The sequence below is a fragment of the Actinomadura craniellae genome (genome assembly GCF_003289645.1).
Taxonomy (GTDB): Bacteria; Actinomycetota; Actinomycetes; order Streptosporangiales; family Streptosporangiaceae; genus Actinomadura_D; species Actinomadura_D craniellae.
In genome coordinates this window covers 221,671-234,772 of record NZ_QLYX01000013.1, presented here as the reverse complement: position 1 = coordinate 234,772, position 13,102 = coordinate 221,671, and the positions used below count along the sequence as shown (strand labels likewise).

At 72.5% G+C, this 13,102-nt stretch carries 13 protein-coding genes; 5 read left to right on the top strand and 8 right to left on the bottom strand.

Annotated features, from left to right (window positions below; translation table 11 throughout):
• Nucleotides 1-50 precede the first annotated feature (50 nt).
• Nucleotides 51-566, top strand: coding sequence for a DUF4870 domain-containing protein (locus tag DPM19_RS25670; RefSeq protein ID WP_111870572.1), 516 nt, complete (start codon nt 51-53; stop codon nt 564-566).
• On the opposite strand, the gene DPM19_RS25665 is transcribed toward DPM19_RS25670, so the two are convergent.
• Together DPM19_RS25665 and DPM19_RS25660 are read right to left on the bottom strand one after the other, a co-directional pair.
• Nucleotides 524-1,402 (bottom strand): TIGR03619 family F420-dependent LLM class oxidoreductase, encoded by an 879-nt coding sequence (locus DPM19_RS25665; RefSeq protein WP_111870571.1) that lies wholly within the window; start codon nt 1,400-1,402, stop codon nt 524-526. The genes DPM19_RS25670 and DPM19_RS25665 overlap by 43 nt on opposite strands.
• Nucleotides 1,403-1,425: 23 nt before the next feature.
• Nucleotides 1,426-2,082 (bottom strand): cyclase family protein, encoded by a 657-nt coding sequence (locus DPM19_RS25660; RefSeq protein WP_111870570.1) that lies wholly within the window; start codon nt 2,080-2,082, stop codon nt 1,426-1,428.
• Between the two features lie 37 nt (nt 2,083-2,119).
• On the opposite strand from DPM19_RS25660, the gene DPM19_RS25655 reads away from it, so the two are divergent.
• Nucleotides 2,120-2,938 (top strand): HipA family kinase, encoded by an 819-nt coding sequence (locus DPM19_RS25655; RefSeq protein ID WP_111870621.1) that lies wholly within the window; start codon nt 2,120-2,122, stop codon nt 2,936-2,938.
• On the top strand, nt 2,935-3,318 hold the full coding sequence (locus DPM19_RS25650; protein ID WP_111870569.1) for a DUF3037 domain-containing protein: 384 nt from the start codon (nt 2,935-2,937) through the stop codon (nt 3,316-3,318). Before DPM19_RS25655 ends, DPM19_RS25650 begins: the two co-directional genes overlap by 4 nt.
• 82 nt (nt 3,319-3,400) lie before the next feature.
• Here the strand turns inward: DPM19_RS25650 and DPM19_RS25645 are convergent, their stop codons facing one another.
• From DPM19_RS25645 to dxr, 5 genes are all read right to left on the bottom strand, one after another.
• Nucleotides 3,401-4,549: a S8 family peptidase gene (locus tag DPM19_RS25645; protein WP_111870620.1), complete on the bottom strand. Its 1,149-nt coding sequence runs from the start codon at nt 4,547-4,549 to the stop codon at nt 3,401-3,403.
• A gap of 198 nt (nt 4,550-4,747) precedes the next feature.
• Nucleotides 4,748-5,590 carry a GNAT family N-acetyltransferase gene (locus DPM19_RS25640; protein WP_111870619.1) on the bottom strand — a complete coding sequence of 281 codons (843 nt, stop codon included), beginning with the start codon at nt 5,588-5,590 and terminating at the stop codon, nt 4,748-4,750.
• Between the two features lie 117 nt (nt 5,591-5,707).
• On the bottom strand, nt 5,708-7,216 hold the full coding sequence (locus DPM19_RS25635) for an alpha/beta hydrolase (RefSeq protein ID WP_233510752.1): 1,509 nt from the start codon (nt 7,214-7,216) through the stop codon (nt 5,708-5,710).
• A 54-nt stretch (nt 7,217-7,270) separates the two neighbouring features.
• Nucleotides 7,271-8,440 (bottom strand): flavodoxin-dependent (E)-4-hydroxy-3-methylbut-2-enyl-diphosphate synthase, encoded by a 1,170-nt coding sequence (ispG, locus tag DPM19_RS25630; RefSeq protein WP_111870567.1) that lies wholly within the window; start codon nt 8,438-8,440, stop codon nt 7,271-7,273.
• Between the two features lie 110 nt (nt 8,441-8,550).
• Complete coding sequence (gene dxr, locus DPM19_RS25625) at nt 8,551-9,771, bottom strand: 1-deoxy-D-xylulose-5-phosphate reductoisomerase (protein WP_111870566.1); 1,221 nt, start codon at nt 9,769-9,771, stop codon at nt 8,551-8,553.
• A 120-nt stretch (nt 9,772-9,891) separates the two neighbouring features.
• Here dxr and DPM19_RS25620 point away from each other — a divergent pair, with 120 nt between their 5' ends.
• Both DPM19_RS25620 and DPM19_RS25615 read left to right on the top strand, forming a co-directional pair.
• A complete protein-coding gene (locus tag DPM19_RS25620; protein WP_233510751.1) occupies nt 9,892-10,791 on the top strand; it encodes a trypsin-like serine peptidase in 900 nt (299 codons plus the stop codon).
• A 51-nt stretch (nt 10,792-10,842) separates the two neighbouring features.
• Nucleotides 10,843-11,316 (top strand): GNAT family N-acetyltransferase, encoded by a 474-nt coding sequence (locus tag DPM19_RS25615; RefSeq protein WP_233510750.1) that lies wholly within the window; start codon nt 10,843-10,845, stop codon nt 11,314-11,316.
• A 10-nt stretch (nt 11,317-11,326) separates the two neighbouring features.
• Here the strand turns inward: DPM19_RS25615 and DPM19_RS25610 are convergent, their stop codons facing one another.
• The gene (locus tag DPM19_RS25610; RefSeq protein WP_111870565.1) at nt 11,327-12,754 is read right to left on the bottom strand and encodes an aldehyde dehydrogenase family protein; all 1,428 of its coding nucleotides are present in this window, start codon (nt 12,752-12,754) and stop codon (nt 11,327-11,329) included.
• Between the last annotated feature and the right edge of the window lie 348 nt (nt 12,755-13,102).

Sequence of the window (13,102 nt, the reverse complement as noted above, 5' to 3'; positions counted from 1 at the left end):
GGCAGACGATAGGTTTGCCCCATTCAGCCCCCCGACCTCCGAGGAATCCGGTGACGCAGCCCCCTCCACCCGGCACTCCCGAGCAGCCACCGCACCCCGAGCAGCCGCCGCCGCACGCCTCGCCCTACGGGCAGGCACCCCGCTACGACCAGCAGTGGGGGTACGGTCCGCCCGGCAACCCCGGCGGGCAGCAGCAGGGCGGCCCGGTCTCCTCCGACGAGACCACCTGGGCGCTGATGGCCTACCTGGGCACCCTGCTCATCGGTTTCATCGCGCCGCTGGTGACCTACTTCGTCAAGCGCCGGGAGTCGGCCTTCGTCCGGTTCCACTCCGCCCAGGCGCTGAACTACCAGATCACGATCCTCATCCAGATCCTCGTTCCGTTCCTGGTCGCGATCGTGCCGGCGATCCTCACCGAGAACCCGGCCTGGTTCCTGCTGGCCCTCCCGACGTTCCTGCTGCACATGATCGCCCAGTGGGTCTTCCTGATCCTGGGCACGATCAAGGCGAGCAAGGGCGTGTACTACCGCTTCCCCACCTGGCTCTGCTTCCCGATGATCCGCTGACCGGCCCACTCCGGCAGGTACGCGGTCGCGTACTCGTCCAGGACGGGCAGCACCGCGTCGCGGTCGCCCGCCGGGACCCGCAGCACGACCTCGGCCACGCCCAGCCCGGCGTAGTGGTCCAGCTTCGCGGGGCTGGGCAGGGTGCCGAACGGGACCACCGCGGCCATCGGACGCCCCGCCCGGTCGCACGCGGCGCGCAGCGCGGGCAGGGCCGCGCCGATCCCGGCGCCGCCGATCGGCATCCAGCCGTCGCCGTACTCGGCGACGTGCGCGAAGAGGGTGGGGCCGGCCGCGCCGCCGATCAGCACCGGGATCCGGCCGGCCGGCTTCGGCCACGCCCAGCTCGCGGCGAACCGCACGTGCTCCCCCGCGAACGCCGCTTCCTCCCGCGCCCACAACTCCCGCATCGCGAGCATGTGCTCGCGCACCACGTCCCGGCGGGACGGCCACGGCACGCCGTGGTGCGCGGCCTCCTCCACGTTCCAGCCGTAGCCGATGCCCAGCGTGAACCGGCCGTCCGACAGGTGATCCAGGGTCGCGACAGCCTTGGCGGTGACGATCGGCTCGCGCTGGGCGGGCAGGCAGACCCCGGTGCCGAGGCCGATCCGGTCGGTCACCGACGCGGCGGCCGCCAGCGCGACCAGCGGGTCGAGCGTGCGGGCGTACTCCTCGGGCAGCGTGGCGTCCCCGGTCGGCGGCGGGGTGGTCCGCGCCACCGGGATGTGGGTGTGCTCGGGCAGGAACAGCGAGGCGAAGCCGCGCTCCTCGGCCGCCCGGGCCAGTTCGTGCGGCGGCATGGTCCGGTCGGTCGCGAACATGGTGATCCCGAGTCGCATCCACTCACCCTACCAAGCGGTTGCTAGGTTTGCGGCCCGCCCAGGCGGGCGACGGCGCGGACGGGAGCGCCGTCGGCGCCCGCCAGGGCCAGCGGGAAGAGCGAGACCTCGATGGAACGGCCCGCCGCCTGGGCGGCGAGCAGCCGGTCGAGACCGGTGAGGTTCTCCGCGATCACCGCGTGCGCCCCGCACAGCACCCGGTGCGCGGGCAGATCCGCCTCCCCCGCCGGGTCCACGCTCGGCGCGTCGATGCCGACCGTGCGGACACCCGCGGCCACCACGGCCCCGGCCGCCTCCCGCGACAGGTACGGATGGGCGGCGGCCGCCGGGGTGCCCCAGTGCGCCGACCAGCCGGTGGCCACCAGCAGCACCGTCCCCGGGCCCAGGCCAGGCGGCAGCGCCTCCGGACCGATCCGGGCACGCGGCGGCAGCCCCCAGGCGTCCAGCACCACGGCGGGCCCGGTGAAGCGGCTCAGCGGCAGCTCGTCCAGCCGGGGCAGCGCGTCGTCGACGTGGTACGGCGCGTCCACATGGGTGCCCGTCTGCGAGCCCAGGCTCAGCCGCAGCACGTTCACCCCCTCCGCCGCCACGGTCAGCGCGGGCGCCAGCTCCACCTCGGGGTCGCCGGGGTAGACCGGCATACCCGTCGTCACCGGCATCGACAGGTCCACCAGCTCCATACCGCCGATTATCCGCGCACCCGCTACGGTGAGCACCGTGTTGCCACTCGTCACCGCCACCCGCTACGTGACACCGCTGCGCGAGGGCGGCTCGCTGCCCGGCGTGGTCGAGGCCGATGACCTCGGCACCTACGTCGTCAAGTTCGTCGGCGCCGGGCAGGGCCGCAAGGCGCTGGTCGCCGAAGTGATCGCCGGCGAGCTGGGCCGGCGGCTCGGCTTCCGGGTCCCCGACCAGGCCATCGTCGACCTCGACCCGGTGATCGCCCGGCACGAACCCGACTCCGACGTGCAAGACCTGCTCAAGGCCAGCACGGGCTGGAACCTGGGCGTCGACTTCCTGCCAGGATCACTCGGCTACGACCCGCTGGGCTGGACGGCCGAACCCGGGTTCGCCTCCCGGCTGCTGTGGTTCGACGCGTTCATCGACAACGTCGACCGCAGCTGGCGCAACCCCAACATGCTCGTCTGGCACGGCGACGTCTGGCTGATCGACCACGGCGCGAGCCTGATCTTCCACCACGCCTGGGCCAACGCCGGCACCCTGGTCACCCGGTCCTACGACGCCGGCGACCACGTGCTGGCCGGCGCCGCCACCGAACTGGCCGAGGCGGACGCCCTGCTCGCCCCCCAGATCACCGAGGAGCTGCTGCGCGCGGCCACCGCGCTGGTGCCCGACCCCTGGCTGGCGGACGAGCCCGGCTTCGCCGACGCCGACGCCGTCCGCGACGCCTATGTCGAGCACCTGCTCACCCGCGTGGCCGAACCGCGCGGCTGGCTGCCCGTCCCCGGCTCGGCCCGGCCCCGCACGGCGCGCTCCGGCCGGTACCCCGACCGGCCCGAATGGCTCGCCGGATGAGCGCCCCCACCGTCTACGAGTACGCGGTGCTGCGCGTCATCCCGCGGATCGAGCGCGGCGAGTCGATGAACGTCGGCGTCGTGGTGCACTGCCGGGCCCGTGACTTCCTGGGCTGCCGGGTCCACGTGGACGAGGTCCGGCTGCACGCCCTCGACCCCGCGCTGGACCTTGACGGCGTAAGGTCCGCGCTGCGGGCGGTGACCGCGCTGTGCGGGGGCGGCGACCAGGCCGGGCAGGCCGCCACCGAGTCGCCGGGCAGCCGGTTCCGCTGGCTCACCGCCCCGCGCAGCACGATCGTCCAGCCGGGGCCGGTGCACGCGGGCCTCACCGGCGATCCCGCGGCCGAACTCGACCGGCTGCTCGGGCTGCTCGTCACCTGAACGCCCAGCGGCCCCGCGAGGGTGCGCCTCGCGGGGCCGCCTCGCACCGGGCCGCGCCGTGGAAGGGGCCCGGTGCAGTCCTCTAGAGCCCGCCGGTCGACAGCAGCCGGTTGGGCGTGCCCGACCGGTTGCCGGTGATCACGTTGGGGGTCGCGGTGTTCACCAGCCAGGTGCGGATCGTGGAGAAGGACGCGTCGCCGTTGCGCGCCTTGTAGAGGGCGGCGACCCCGGCCACGTGCGGCGAGGCCATCGAGGTGCCGTTGAAGGAGGCGGTGCCGTTGTTCAGCACCGTCGAGCGGATGTCCGAGCCGGGCGCGTACAGCTCCACGCAGGAGCCGTAGTTGCTGTAGGAGGCCTTGGCGTCGCTGCGGGTGCTGGCCGCCACGGTGACCACGTTCGCGGCCCGGGCGGGCGAGTAGTAGCACGCGTTGTAGTTGCTGTTGCCCGCGGCCACGGCCACGAAGACGCCCGAGTTCGCCAGGTTGTTGACGGCATTGTCGATCGCGGTGGAGGAACTGCCGCCCAGCGACATGTTGGCCACGGCCGGCTTCTGGTGGTTGGACGCCACCCAGTTCACGCCCGCGATGATCGCCGAATAGGAGCCGGAGCCCTGGCAGTTGAGCACCCGTACCCCGCGCAGGCCCACCTGCTTGGCCACGCCGTGCAAGGTGCCGCCGACCGTCCCGGCGACGTGCGTGCCGTGGCCGTTGCAGTCGACGCCGTTGCCACCGAGGCCGTCGAAGACGTTGACCGCCCGGCCGCCGAAGTCCGGATGGCCGGTGGCGATACCGGTGTCGATCACGTACGCGTACACCCCGGCCCCGGTGGCCGTGTAGGTGTAGCTCGCCGACAGCGGCAGCCTGGCCTGGTCGATCCGGTCCAGGCCCCAGGACGGCGGCGAGTTCTGGGTGGTGCTGATCGTCGCGATCCCGTCCTGTTCGATCGCGAGGACGTCGGGGCTGGTCCGCAGCCGCGACAGCTGGGTGGACGACAGCCGGGCGGCGAACCCGTTCATCGCCCTGTCGTAGCGGTGCAGGGTGCGCAGCCGGTCACGGTTGACGGCGCGGGTGACCGAGGCACCCTTCTTGAGGGTCACGATGTACTGACCGGTGATCGCCTGTCCCGGGGGTGCGGCGGTGACCGCGACCTGGGGGATGGCCGCTTGGGCCGGAGCGGCCATCGCCGCCACGAGGGGTAGGGCGGCGGCGAAGGCGAGCGGGAGCTTCCTCATCCATGACTCCTTGACCGAGGGGGAGGGCCGCCGGTGGACGGCCCGGGTCATGAAGACCGATGAGGAGAATCGTGTAACTAATCGTTTATGAGGTCAATGTCCTGAGTGAACATGAAAACGCCAATAAATTACCGTTCAGCCCAATAACCTGATCATGCCGGATACCGCACGGCGTCAAGGAACCCGTCAGAACGGCCGTCAGAACAGCACGGACATGAAGGTGCCGACCTCGGCGAACCCGACGTGCTCGTAGGCGGCCCGGGCCCGGACGTTGTAGTCGTTCACGTACAACGTGACCGTGGGGGCGATGGTGCGCAGCGCCTCCGCGACCAGCGCCGCCATGCCCGGCACCGACAGCCCCCGGCCACGCAGGTCCGGGTGCACCCACACCCCCTGCACCTGGCACGCGTACGGGGTGACCGCGCCCACCTCCGCCTTGAACAACACCCGGCCGTTCTCGATCCGGGCGAACGACCGGCCGGCCCTGATCAGCTCGGCCACCCGCGACCGGTAGAGCATTCCCCCGTCACCCGAGTGCGGCGAGACGCCGACCTCCTCGGTGAACATCGCCACACACGCGGGGTAGACGATGTCGAACTCGGCCATCCGCACCCGGCGCACGGCCGGATCGGCGGCCACCCGCGCGACCTGCGAGGTGGCCAGCACCGGCTGGGCCGTCCGGATGGCGCGCGCCGGACCCCAGTACGGCTCCAGCAGATCCCACAGCTCGGCGACCGCCGGCAGCGGCCCGACGATGGACGAGCAGCGCCGGCCCTGGGCACGGGCCCGCTCGGCGAACGCGCGCAGCGCCTCGCCGGTGGCGGCGATCGGGATGAGGTTCGCCCCCGAGTAGCACAGCGAGGTCAGCCGGCCGTCACGCAGGTAACCCCACATCTGGGCGCCGAGATGCCCGGGCTCCAGCCCCGCGGCGTGCACCCGCGAGGCGACGAACACGTTCTCGACCGGGTCGGAGTCGAGGATCGACAGCACCTCGTCCCGGTAGCGGTCGTCGAGAACGCGTACCGGCAACGACCCGAGCATGCGCATGGCTACCCGCCCAGGGACTGCGTCGGCTCCACGACACCAGCCTATGCCGGTCCGGTGTCGCGGGTGCCCACCGGTGTGCCGTCTGCGGCCGGCCCGCACGGCCGCGCCGGCTCACCGCGCCGCGGCGGCGGCCGGTGGCGGCAGCGGGGCGCAGAAGGCGTCCGGGCCGGGAACGTCCGCGGGCAGCACGCCGGTCCCCAGATAGTGCGCCACCCGGGAGTCGACGCACTGGTTCGCGTCCAGCGCGACCCCGTGGTCGCCGTTGTCCCGCACGACCACCAGACGCGAGCCCGGGAACCGGCGGTGCATCTCCAGCGCCCCGGAGTACGGGGTGGCGGCGTCCTGGGTGGACTGGATGAGCAGCATCGGCGGCACTCCCGTCCCGCCGATCGCGGGAGCGGGCCCGCCCGGCACCGGCCAGAAGGCGCACGGGGCGTTGAACCAGGCGTTGCTCCAGGTCTCGAAACGGTAGCCCGACCGGTAGAGCCGCCAGTTGTCGTCGTGCCAGGTCTTCCAGTCGCGCGGCCAGGCCGCGTCGCGGCACTGCACCGCGTTGTAGATCGTGTAGGAGTTCTGCTCGTTCCAGTCCGGCGGCTGCCACACCTGCAGCAGGGGTGACGCGTCCTTGTCGGCCACCAGGCTGGACAGCGCCAGCGCCAGTTTCGGCCAGTTGTTGTCGCCGTAGCCCGCCGGCAGGAAGGCGTCGTCGAACTCGGCGGGACCGATCTTCCCGCCGATCGGCTTGGCCTTCACCGCGGCGCGTGCCCGGTAGTAGGCCTGCTCCACCGCCTTCGGGTCCGTGCCCAGCCGGTAGATCGCGTGGTTGCGGGCGACCCAGGCGAAGAAAGTGCGGATCTGCCCCTCGAACGCGACGTCCTGGGACAGGTTGGCCTTGTACCAGACGTTGGCGGGATGGACGACGCTGTCGAGCACCATCCGCCGCACCCGCTGCGGGTAGCGCGAGGCGTACACCGCGCCGAGGTAGGTGCCGTAGGAGTAGCCGAAGTAGTTCAGCTGCCGCTCGCCGAGCGCCACCCGGATCGCCTCCAGGTCACGGGCCACGTCGGCCGTGCCCATGTGCGGGAGCACCCGGCCGTACCGCCGGGCGCAGTCGTCGGCGAAAGCGCGGGCCCGGCGCTTCCAGCGTTCCTCGTCGGCGACCGTGGCGGGCACCGTGTCGGGCCGCGGCCCCCCGGGGTACTCGTAGCTCTCGTCGCAGACCAGGGCGGGCCGGCTGGCGCCCACCCCGCGCGGGTCGAACCCGATCCAGTCGTACTGGGACGCGACCGAGGCGGGCAGCGCGCTACGGAAGAAGGCGGGCATGTCACGGCCGTACGCGCCGGGGCCGCCGCGATTCAGCAGCACCGCACCCTGGGAGCGGGGCGCCGTGTGCCGGGCCCGGGTCAGCGCGAGGGTGATCTGCTCGCCCTGCGGCCGGTCGTGGTCGAGCGGCACCCGGAGCGTGCCGCACTCGAGCCCGGCGAGTTTGTCTCCCGCGACCGGGTCCCGGGCCGGACAGGGACTCCAGACGATGCTGGCGCGCTCCGCTACGACGGGAGGGGACAGCAATCCCGCGGTCACGGACATACCGGTCAGCGCGGCAACGATAATCTTCAGCACACGGCGAGTAGTACCCCGATAACGCTCCGCGAACGATCGCTCATCGCATCGAGATCAGCCGACGACCACCTCGGCGCCGGGACCGTCCTCGGAGACCTCGATGCCCATCTCCTCGGCGATGCGCATGGCCTCCTCGATCAGGGTCTCGACGATCTGGGACTCGGGGACGGTCTTGATGACCTCGCCCTTGACGAAGATCTGGCCCTTGCCGTTGCCGGAGGCCACCCCGAGGTCGGCCTCACGGGCCTCACCGGGGCCGTTGACGACGCAGCCCATCACGGCCACCCGCAGCGGCACCGGGAAGCCCTGCAGGCCCGCGGTGACCTCCTCGGCGAGGGTGTAGACGTCAACCTGGGCCCGGCCGCAGGACGGGCAGGAGACGATCTCCAGGCCGCGCTGCCGCAGGTTCAGCGACTCCAGGATCTGGATGCCGACCTTGACCTCCTCGACCGGAGGCGCCGACAGCGACACCCGGATCGTGTCGCCGATGCCCTCGGCCAGCAGGGAACCGAAGGCCACGGCCGACTTGATCGTGCCCTGGAAGGCCGGGCCCGCCTCGGTCACGCCCAGGTGCAGCGGGTAGTCGCACCGCTGGGCCAGCAGCCGGTAGGCCTGGATCATCACGACCGGGTCGTGGTGCTTGACCGAGATCTTGATGTCGCGGAAGTCGTGCTCCTCGAACAGCGAGCACTCCCACAGCGCGGACTCCACCAGCGCCTCGGGCGTGGGCTTGCCGTACTTCTCCAGCAGGCGCTTGTCCAGCGACCCGGCGTTGACGCCGATCCGGATGGGGGTGCCGGCGTCCTTGGCGGCCCGGGCGATCTCACCGACCTTGTCGTCGAACTTCTTGATGTTGCCCGGGTTCACCCGGACCGCCGCGCAGCCGGCCTCGATCGCGGCGAACACGTACTTGGGCTGGAAGTGGATGTCGGCGATCACCGGGATCGAGGACTTGCGGGCGATCTGCGGCAGCGCCTCGGCGTCGTCCTGGGAGGGCACCGCCACCCGGACGATCTGGCAGCCGGCCGCGGTCAGCTGCGCGATCTGCTGGAGGGTGGAGTTGACGTCCGCGGTGACCGTGGTGGTCATGGACTGCACCGACACCGGGGCGTCGCCGCCCACCGGCACCGATCCGACCATGATCTGCCGGGACCGGCGCCGCTCGGCGAGCCTGGCCGGGCCGTCCTGACCGCGGACCCCGGGCATTCCTAGTTGAACGCTCATCGCTCTCTCTCGCTGTGGGGGGGGCGGGGGCCGGTGGTGCGGCCCCAAGCCTAGGTGCCGGAAGTGTCTGGACTGTTATCCGATATCTACTGTTTCCGGGCGTGAATTCTTCAGCTGAGCTCACGAGCCCGGCCACGGGCCCACGCGTCCGCGGCCAGCACACCTTCGAGGGTCGGCGCGGAATCGACGTCGTGGTCCGCGACGACCTGGGCAACGGTCTCGACGATACCCGGGAAAGGCAGCCGGCCCTGCCGGAAGGCCTCGACGCACTCCTCGTTGGCCGCGTTGTAGACCGCGGGCGCGGTGCCGCCCAGCCCGCCCACGTGCCGGGCCAGCGCCACCGCCGGGAACGCCTCGTCGTCCAGGGGGGTCAGCTCCCAGGTGTGCGCCCGCGTCCAGTCGACGCCCGGCGCCGCGTCCGGCACCCGCTCGGGCCAGGTCAGGCCGAGCGCGATCGGCAGCCGCATGTCGGGCGGGCTCGCCTGGGCGAGCGTCGAGCCGTCCACGAACTCCACCATCGAGTGGATCACCGACTGCGGGTGCACCATCACCCCGATCCGGTCGAAGGGGATGTCGAACAGCAGGTGGGCCTCGATGACCTCCAGCCCCTTGTTCACCAGGGTGGCCGAGTTGATCGTGATGACCGGCCCCATGTCCCAGGTGGGGTGGGCCATCGCCTGCTCGGGCGTGACGTCGGCCAACTCCGCCCTCGTCCGGCCGCGGAACGGCCCGCCGCTGGCGGTGAGCACCAGCCGGCGCACCTCCCGCTCCGTCCCGCCGCGCAGGCACTGGGCCAGCGCCGAGTGCTCGGAGTCGACCGGCACGATCTGGCCGGGCCGGGCCCGCTCCTTGACCAGCGGCCCGCCGACGATCAGCGACTCCTTGTTGGCCAGCGCCAAAGTCCGGCCGGCGTCCAGCGCGGCCAGCGTGGACGACAGGCCGAGCGCCCCGGTGACGCCGTTGAGCACCACGTCGCAGGGCCACGCGGCGGCCTCCGCGACGGCGTCCGGCCCGGCGGCGATCTTGGGGATCGGGTAGTCGCCCGAGGCGTAGCCGCGCCGCTGCGCCTCGGCGTAGAAGGCCAGTTGCAGGTCCTGGACGGCGGAGGCGCGGGCCACCGCGACCACCTCCGGCCGGAACTCCAGCGCCTGCTCGGCCAGCAGGTCGACCCGGCCGCCTCCGGCGGCCAGCCCGACCACCCGGAACCGCTCCGGGTTGCGGCGGATGACGTCGAGCGCCTGGGTGCCGATCGAGCCGGTGGAGCCGAGCACGACGACGTCACGGCGAGCGGCACGGCCAGCGGCCCGGCCGGGAGGGGTCTCATCGGTCATGCGCCCATTGTGGCGGCTGCGGGAGGTCGTCCGGCCTGGGCCCGGCGAGTTCGGCGGCGACCAGGGCGACTTGACGTGAAGTGGTCGCACATTCACCCAGCGTGTTGGACACTGGCGGCCATGGACAGGCTCGGCTACAGCGTTCTCCTCCTCCCCCTCCTGGTGGGTCTCGCCGGCCCGGTCGGCGCGATGTGGCCCGGCGGCGGCCGGGACGTGGTCGAGCGCCGGGTGCCGATGAGCGCCGAACTGGAGCGGCGGGTGCTCGGCTACTGGACCCCCGACCGCATGCTCCGCGCGGCCCACCCCGCGCCCGCCGAACGCCGGGTGATGTCCCGGCAGAGCAGCGGCGCCCTCTACGCGGGCGCCGGCACGGTCAGCCGCAGCACCGGCAAGGTGTTCTTCACCCTCGGCGGACGCGACCAGATCTGCTCGGGCAGCACGGTGCGCAGCGCCAACCGCGACGTGGTCGTCACCGCGGGGCACTGCGTCAAGGACGGCACCGGAGCCTGGGCCGAAAACTGGATCTTCGTGCCGGGCTACCAGGACGGCGGCGGCCCGTATGGGGGCTTCACTGCGCGGCGGATGTTCGTGTCCGGCCGGTGGTCGCACCGCGCCGACGACAACTTCGACGTCGCCATGGTGGCGCTGGCCCCCGCCGACGGCCGGCACGTGACCGACGCCGTCGGCGCCCCGCGGATCGTGTTCGGCTGGCGCCGGGAGCGACGCGTCCACGTCTTCGGCTACCCGGCGGTGGGGCGCTACGACGGCGAGCGGCTCGCCTACTGCGCGGGCCGGACCCGCCGCGACCCGCACAGCTCCGCCGGCGGCCAGGGGCTGGCGTGCGACATGACCCGGGGGGCCAGCGGCGGGCCGTGGCTGACCCGGTTCGACTCCGCCACCGGAACGGGCCTGCTCGTCTCGATCAGCAGCTTCAAGTACGCCGGCGACTCCCGGACGATGTACGCACCCCGGTTCGGCCTCATCGCCCGCCGCCTTTACCTGCGAGCCCAGCGTGCTTAACGGACACGCCTCATTAACATCGCTCTAACACCGCCGACGTAACGTCGAAGCGTGAAGCAGATCAGCGTGTCCATCGAGGTCAGCCCCGCTTCGTACTACGACCCGGCCGTGGTGGCGCTGTGCGCCGAGCAGCAGACGGAACTGGAAGAGCGCTACGCGGGCACCGACGAGGCACCGCAAGGGATCGACCCGGAGGCCACCTTCCTGGTCGCCCGGATCGGTCGCGAGCCGGTCGGCTGCGCGGGCCTGCTTCCGCTCGGGCCGCGCATGGCCGAGGTCACCCGCATGTACGTCCGGCCCATCCACCGCGGCCAGGGGATCTCCCGGCTGCTGCTGGCCAGGGTGGAGGACCTGGCCCGGGAGCGGGAAGTGCGGCGGCTACGGCTGGAGACCGGCGACCTCCAGCCCGAGTCGATCGGGCTGTACCAGTCGGCCGGCTACACCCGGGTCCCCGCCTACGGCCGCTACGTCGGCTCGCCGCTGAGCCTCTGCTTCGAAAAGCACCTGTGGCCGGTCCGGTCCTGACCGACACGCCTCACAGTGGCAGGTCGGTGAGAATCAGCACCTTCTCGGCGGTGAAGTCGAACATCGCCGAGCGCAGCCCCTCCCGGCCCACGCCCGACTCCTTGACCCCGCCATAGGGCATCTGGTCGGCGCGGTAGGAGGGGACGTCGCCGATCACGACACCGCCCACCTCCAGTTCCCGGTTGGCCCGGAACGCCACGTCGAGCGAGCGGGTGAACACGCCCGCCTGCAGGCCGTACCGGGAGGCGTTGACCCGGCCGAACGCGTCGTCGAGCCCGTCGACCGGCGAGACGATCATGACCGGGCCGAAGACCTCCTCGCACTCCACCAGGGCTCCCTCGGGCACCTCGGTCAGGACGGTCGGGGCGAAGGTCGCGCCGTCCCGGGTGCCTCCGGTGCGGACCGTCGCTCCCCCGGCCACCGCCTCCTTCACCCAGGCCGCCACCCGCTCGGCCGCGTCCTCGCTGATCATCGGGCCGACCTGCGTCGTCTCGTCCCACGGGTCGCCGGTGACCAGCGCCTCGACGGCGCCGACCAGCTTCGGCAGGAAGGTCTCGTAGCCGGCGCGCTCCACGTACACCCGCTGGACGGCGATGCAGCTCTGCCCGGCCTGGTAGTTGGAGAACAACGCGATCCGCCCGGCCGCCCGGTCGAGGTCGGCGTCGGCGCAGACCACCACCGCCGCGTTGCCGCCGAGTTCCAGCGTGACGTGCTTGCGCGGCACGGCGTCCCGGATCATCCAGCCCACCGGGCCGGACCCGGTGAACGACACCACCGGCAGCCGGGGGTCCTCGGTCAGCGCGGCGGCCCGGTCGTTGGGCACCGGGAGCACCGAGAACATCCCGGCGGGCAGGTCCGTCTCGGCCAGCAGCTCGCCCAGCAGCAGCGCCGACAGCGGGGTCGCCGGAGCGGGCTTGACCACCACCGGGGCGCCCACCGCGATCGCCGGGGCGACCTTGTGCGCGGTCAGGTTGAGCGGGAAGTTGAACGGCGTGATCGCCAGCACCGGCCCGCGCGGCACCCGGGAGACATAGGCCAGCCGGCCCGCCGCCGCCGGCTCGGTGTCCAGCCGCTGCGTCTCCCCGCTCCAGCGCCGGGTCTCTTCAGCCGCAAACCGGAAGGTGGAGACCGCGCGGGCCACCTCGCCGCGCGCCCACAGCAGCGGCTTGCCGTTCTCGCCGGTGATCAGCCGGGCGATCTCCTCGGCGCGCTCGGCCAGCCGCCGGGAGACCTGGGCCAGCGCCTCGGCCCGGACGTGCAGGGGCAGCGCCGCCGCCTCGGCCCGCACGGCGTGGGCCGCGGCCACCGCCTCCGCCACCTGGGCCGGGGTGGCCACCGCCGCCGTCCCGACGACCCGGCCGTCGTACGGGTGGGTCACCGTGATCGTCTCGTCGCCGGTCGCGGGCCGTCCGGCCAGCCAGAAGGGGTGCACGCTCATGCGGATACGGTAGTGCGGCCCGTCCGCGTGGAACGTGCCGCCCCGTCCGCTGCGCAGCGTGACCGAACCTTGAGCAAGATCACCACAAGACAGAGGTTTTGCCGTGCTTTGCACCATCACTGAGCGCGACCACACCTGACTCCGCCTATAAAGGAATCACGTGGAGTCGACTCCGACCGGGTGAGGTGAGCGATCTCAGGGTGTTCGCGTGCGCCGATGGCGCACCCGCCCTGCCGGGCCCGCCGGGCCTGGAGCCGGCCACGGCCGCCGGAGCACTGGTACACAGACCGGTGCCGCCGGCGGGAGCGGTCACCGACCGCTGATCTCTCCACCGAGGAGGGGTGTCCT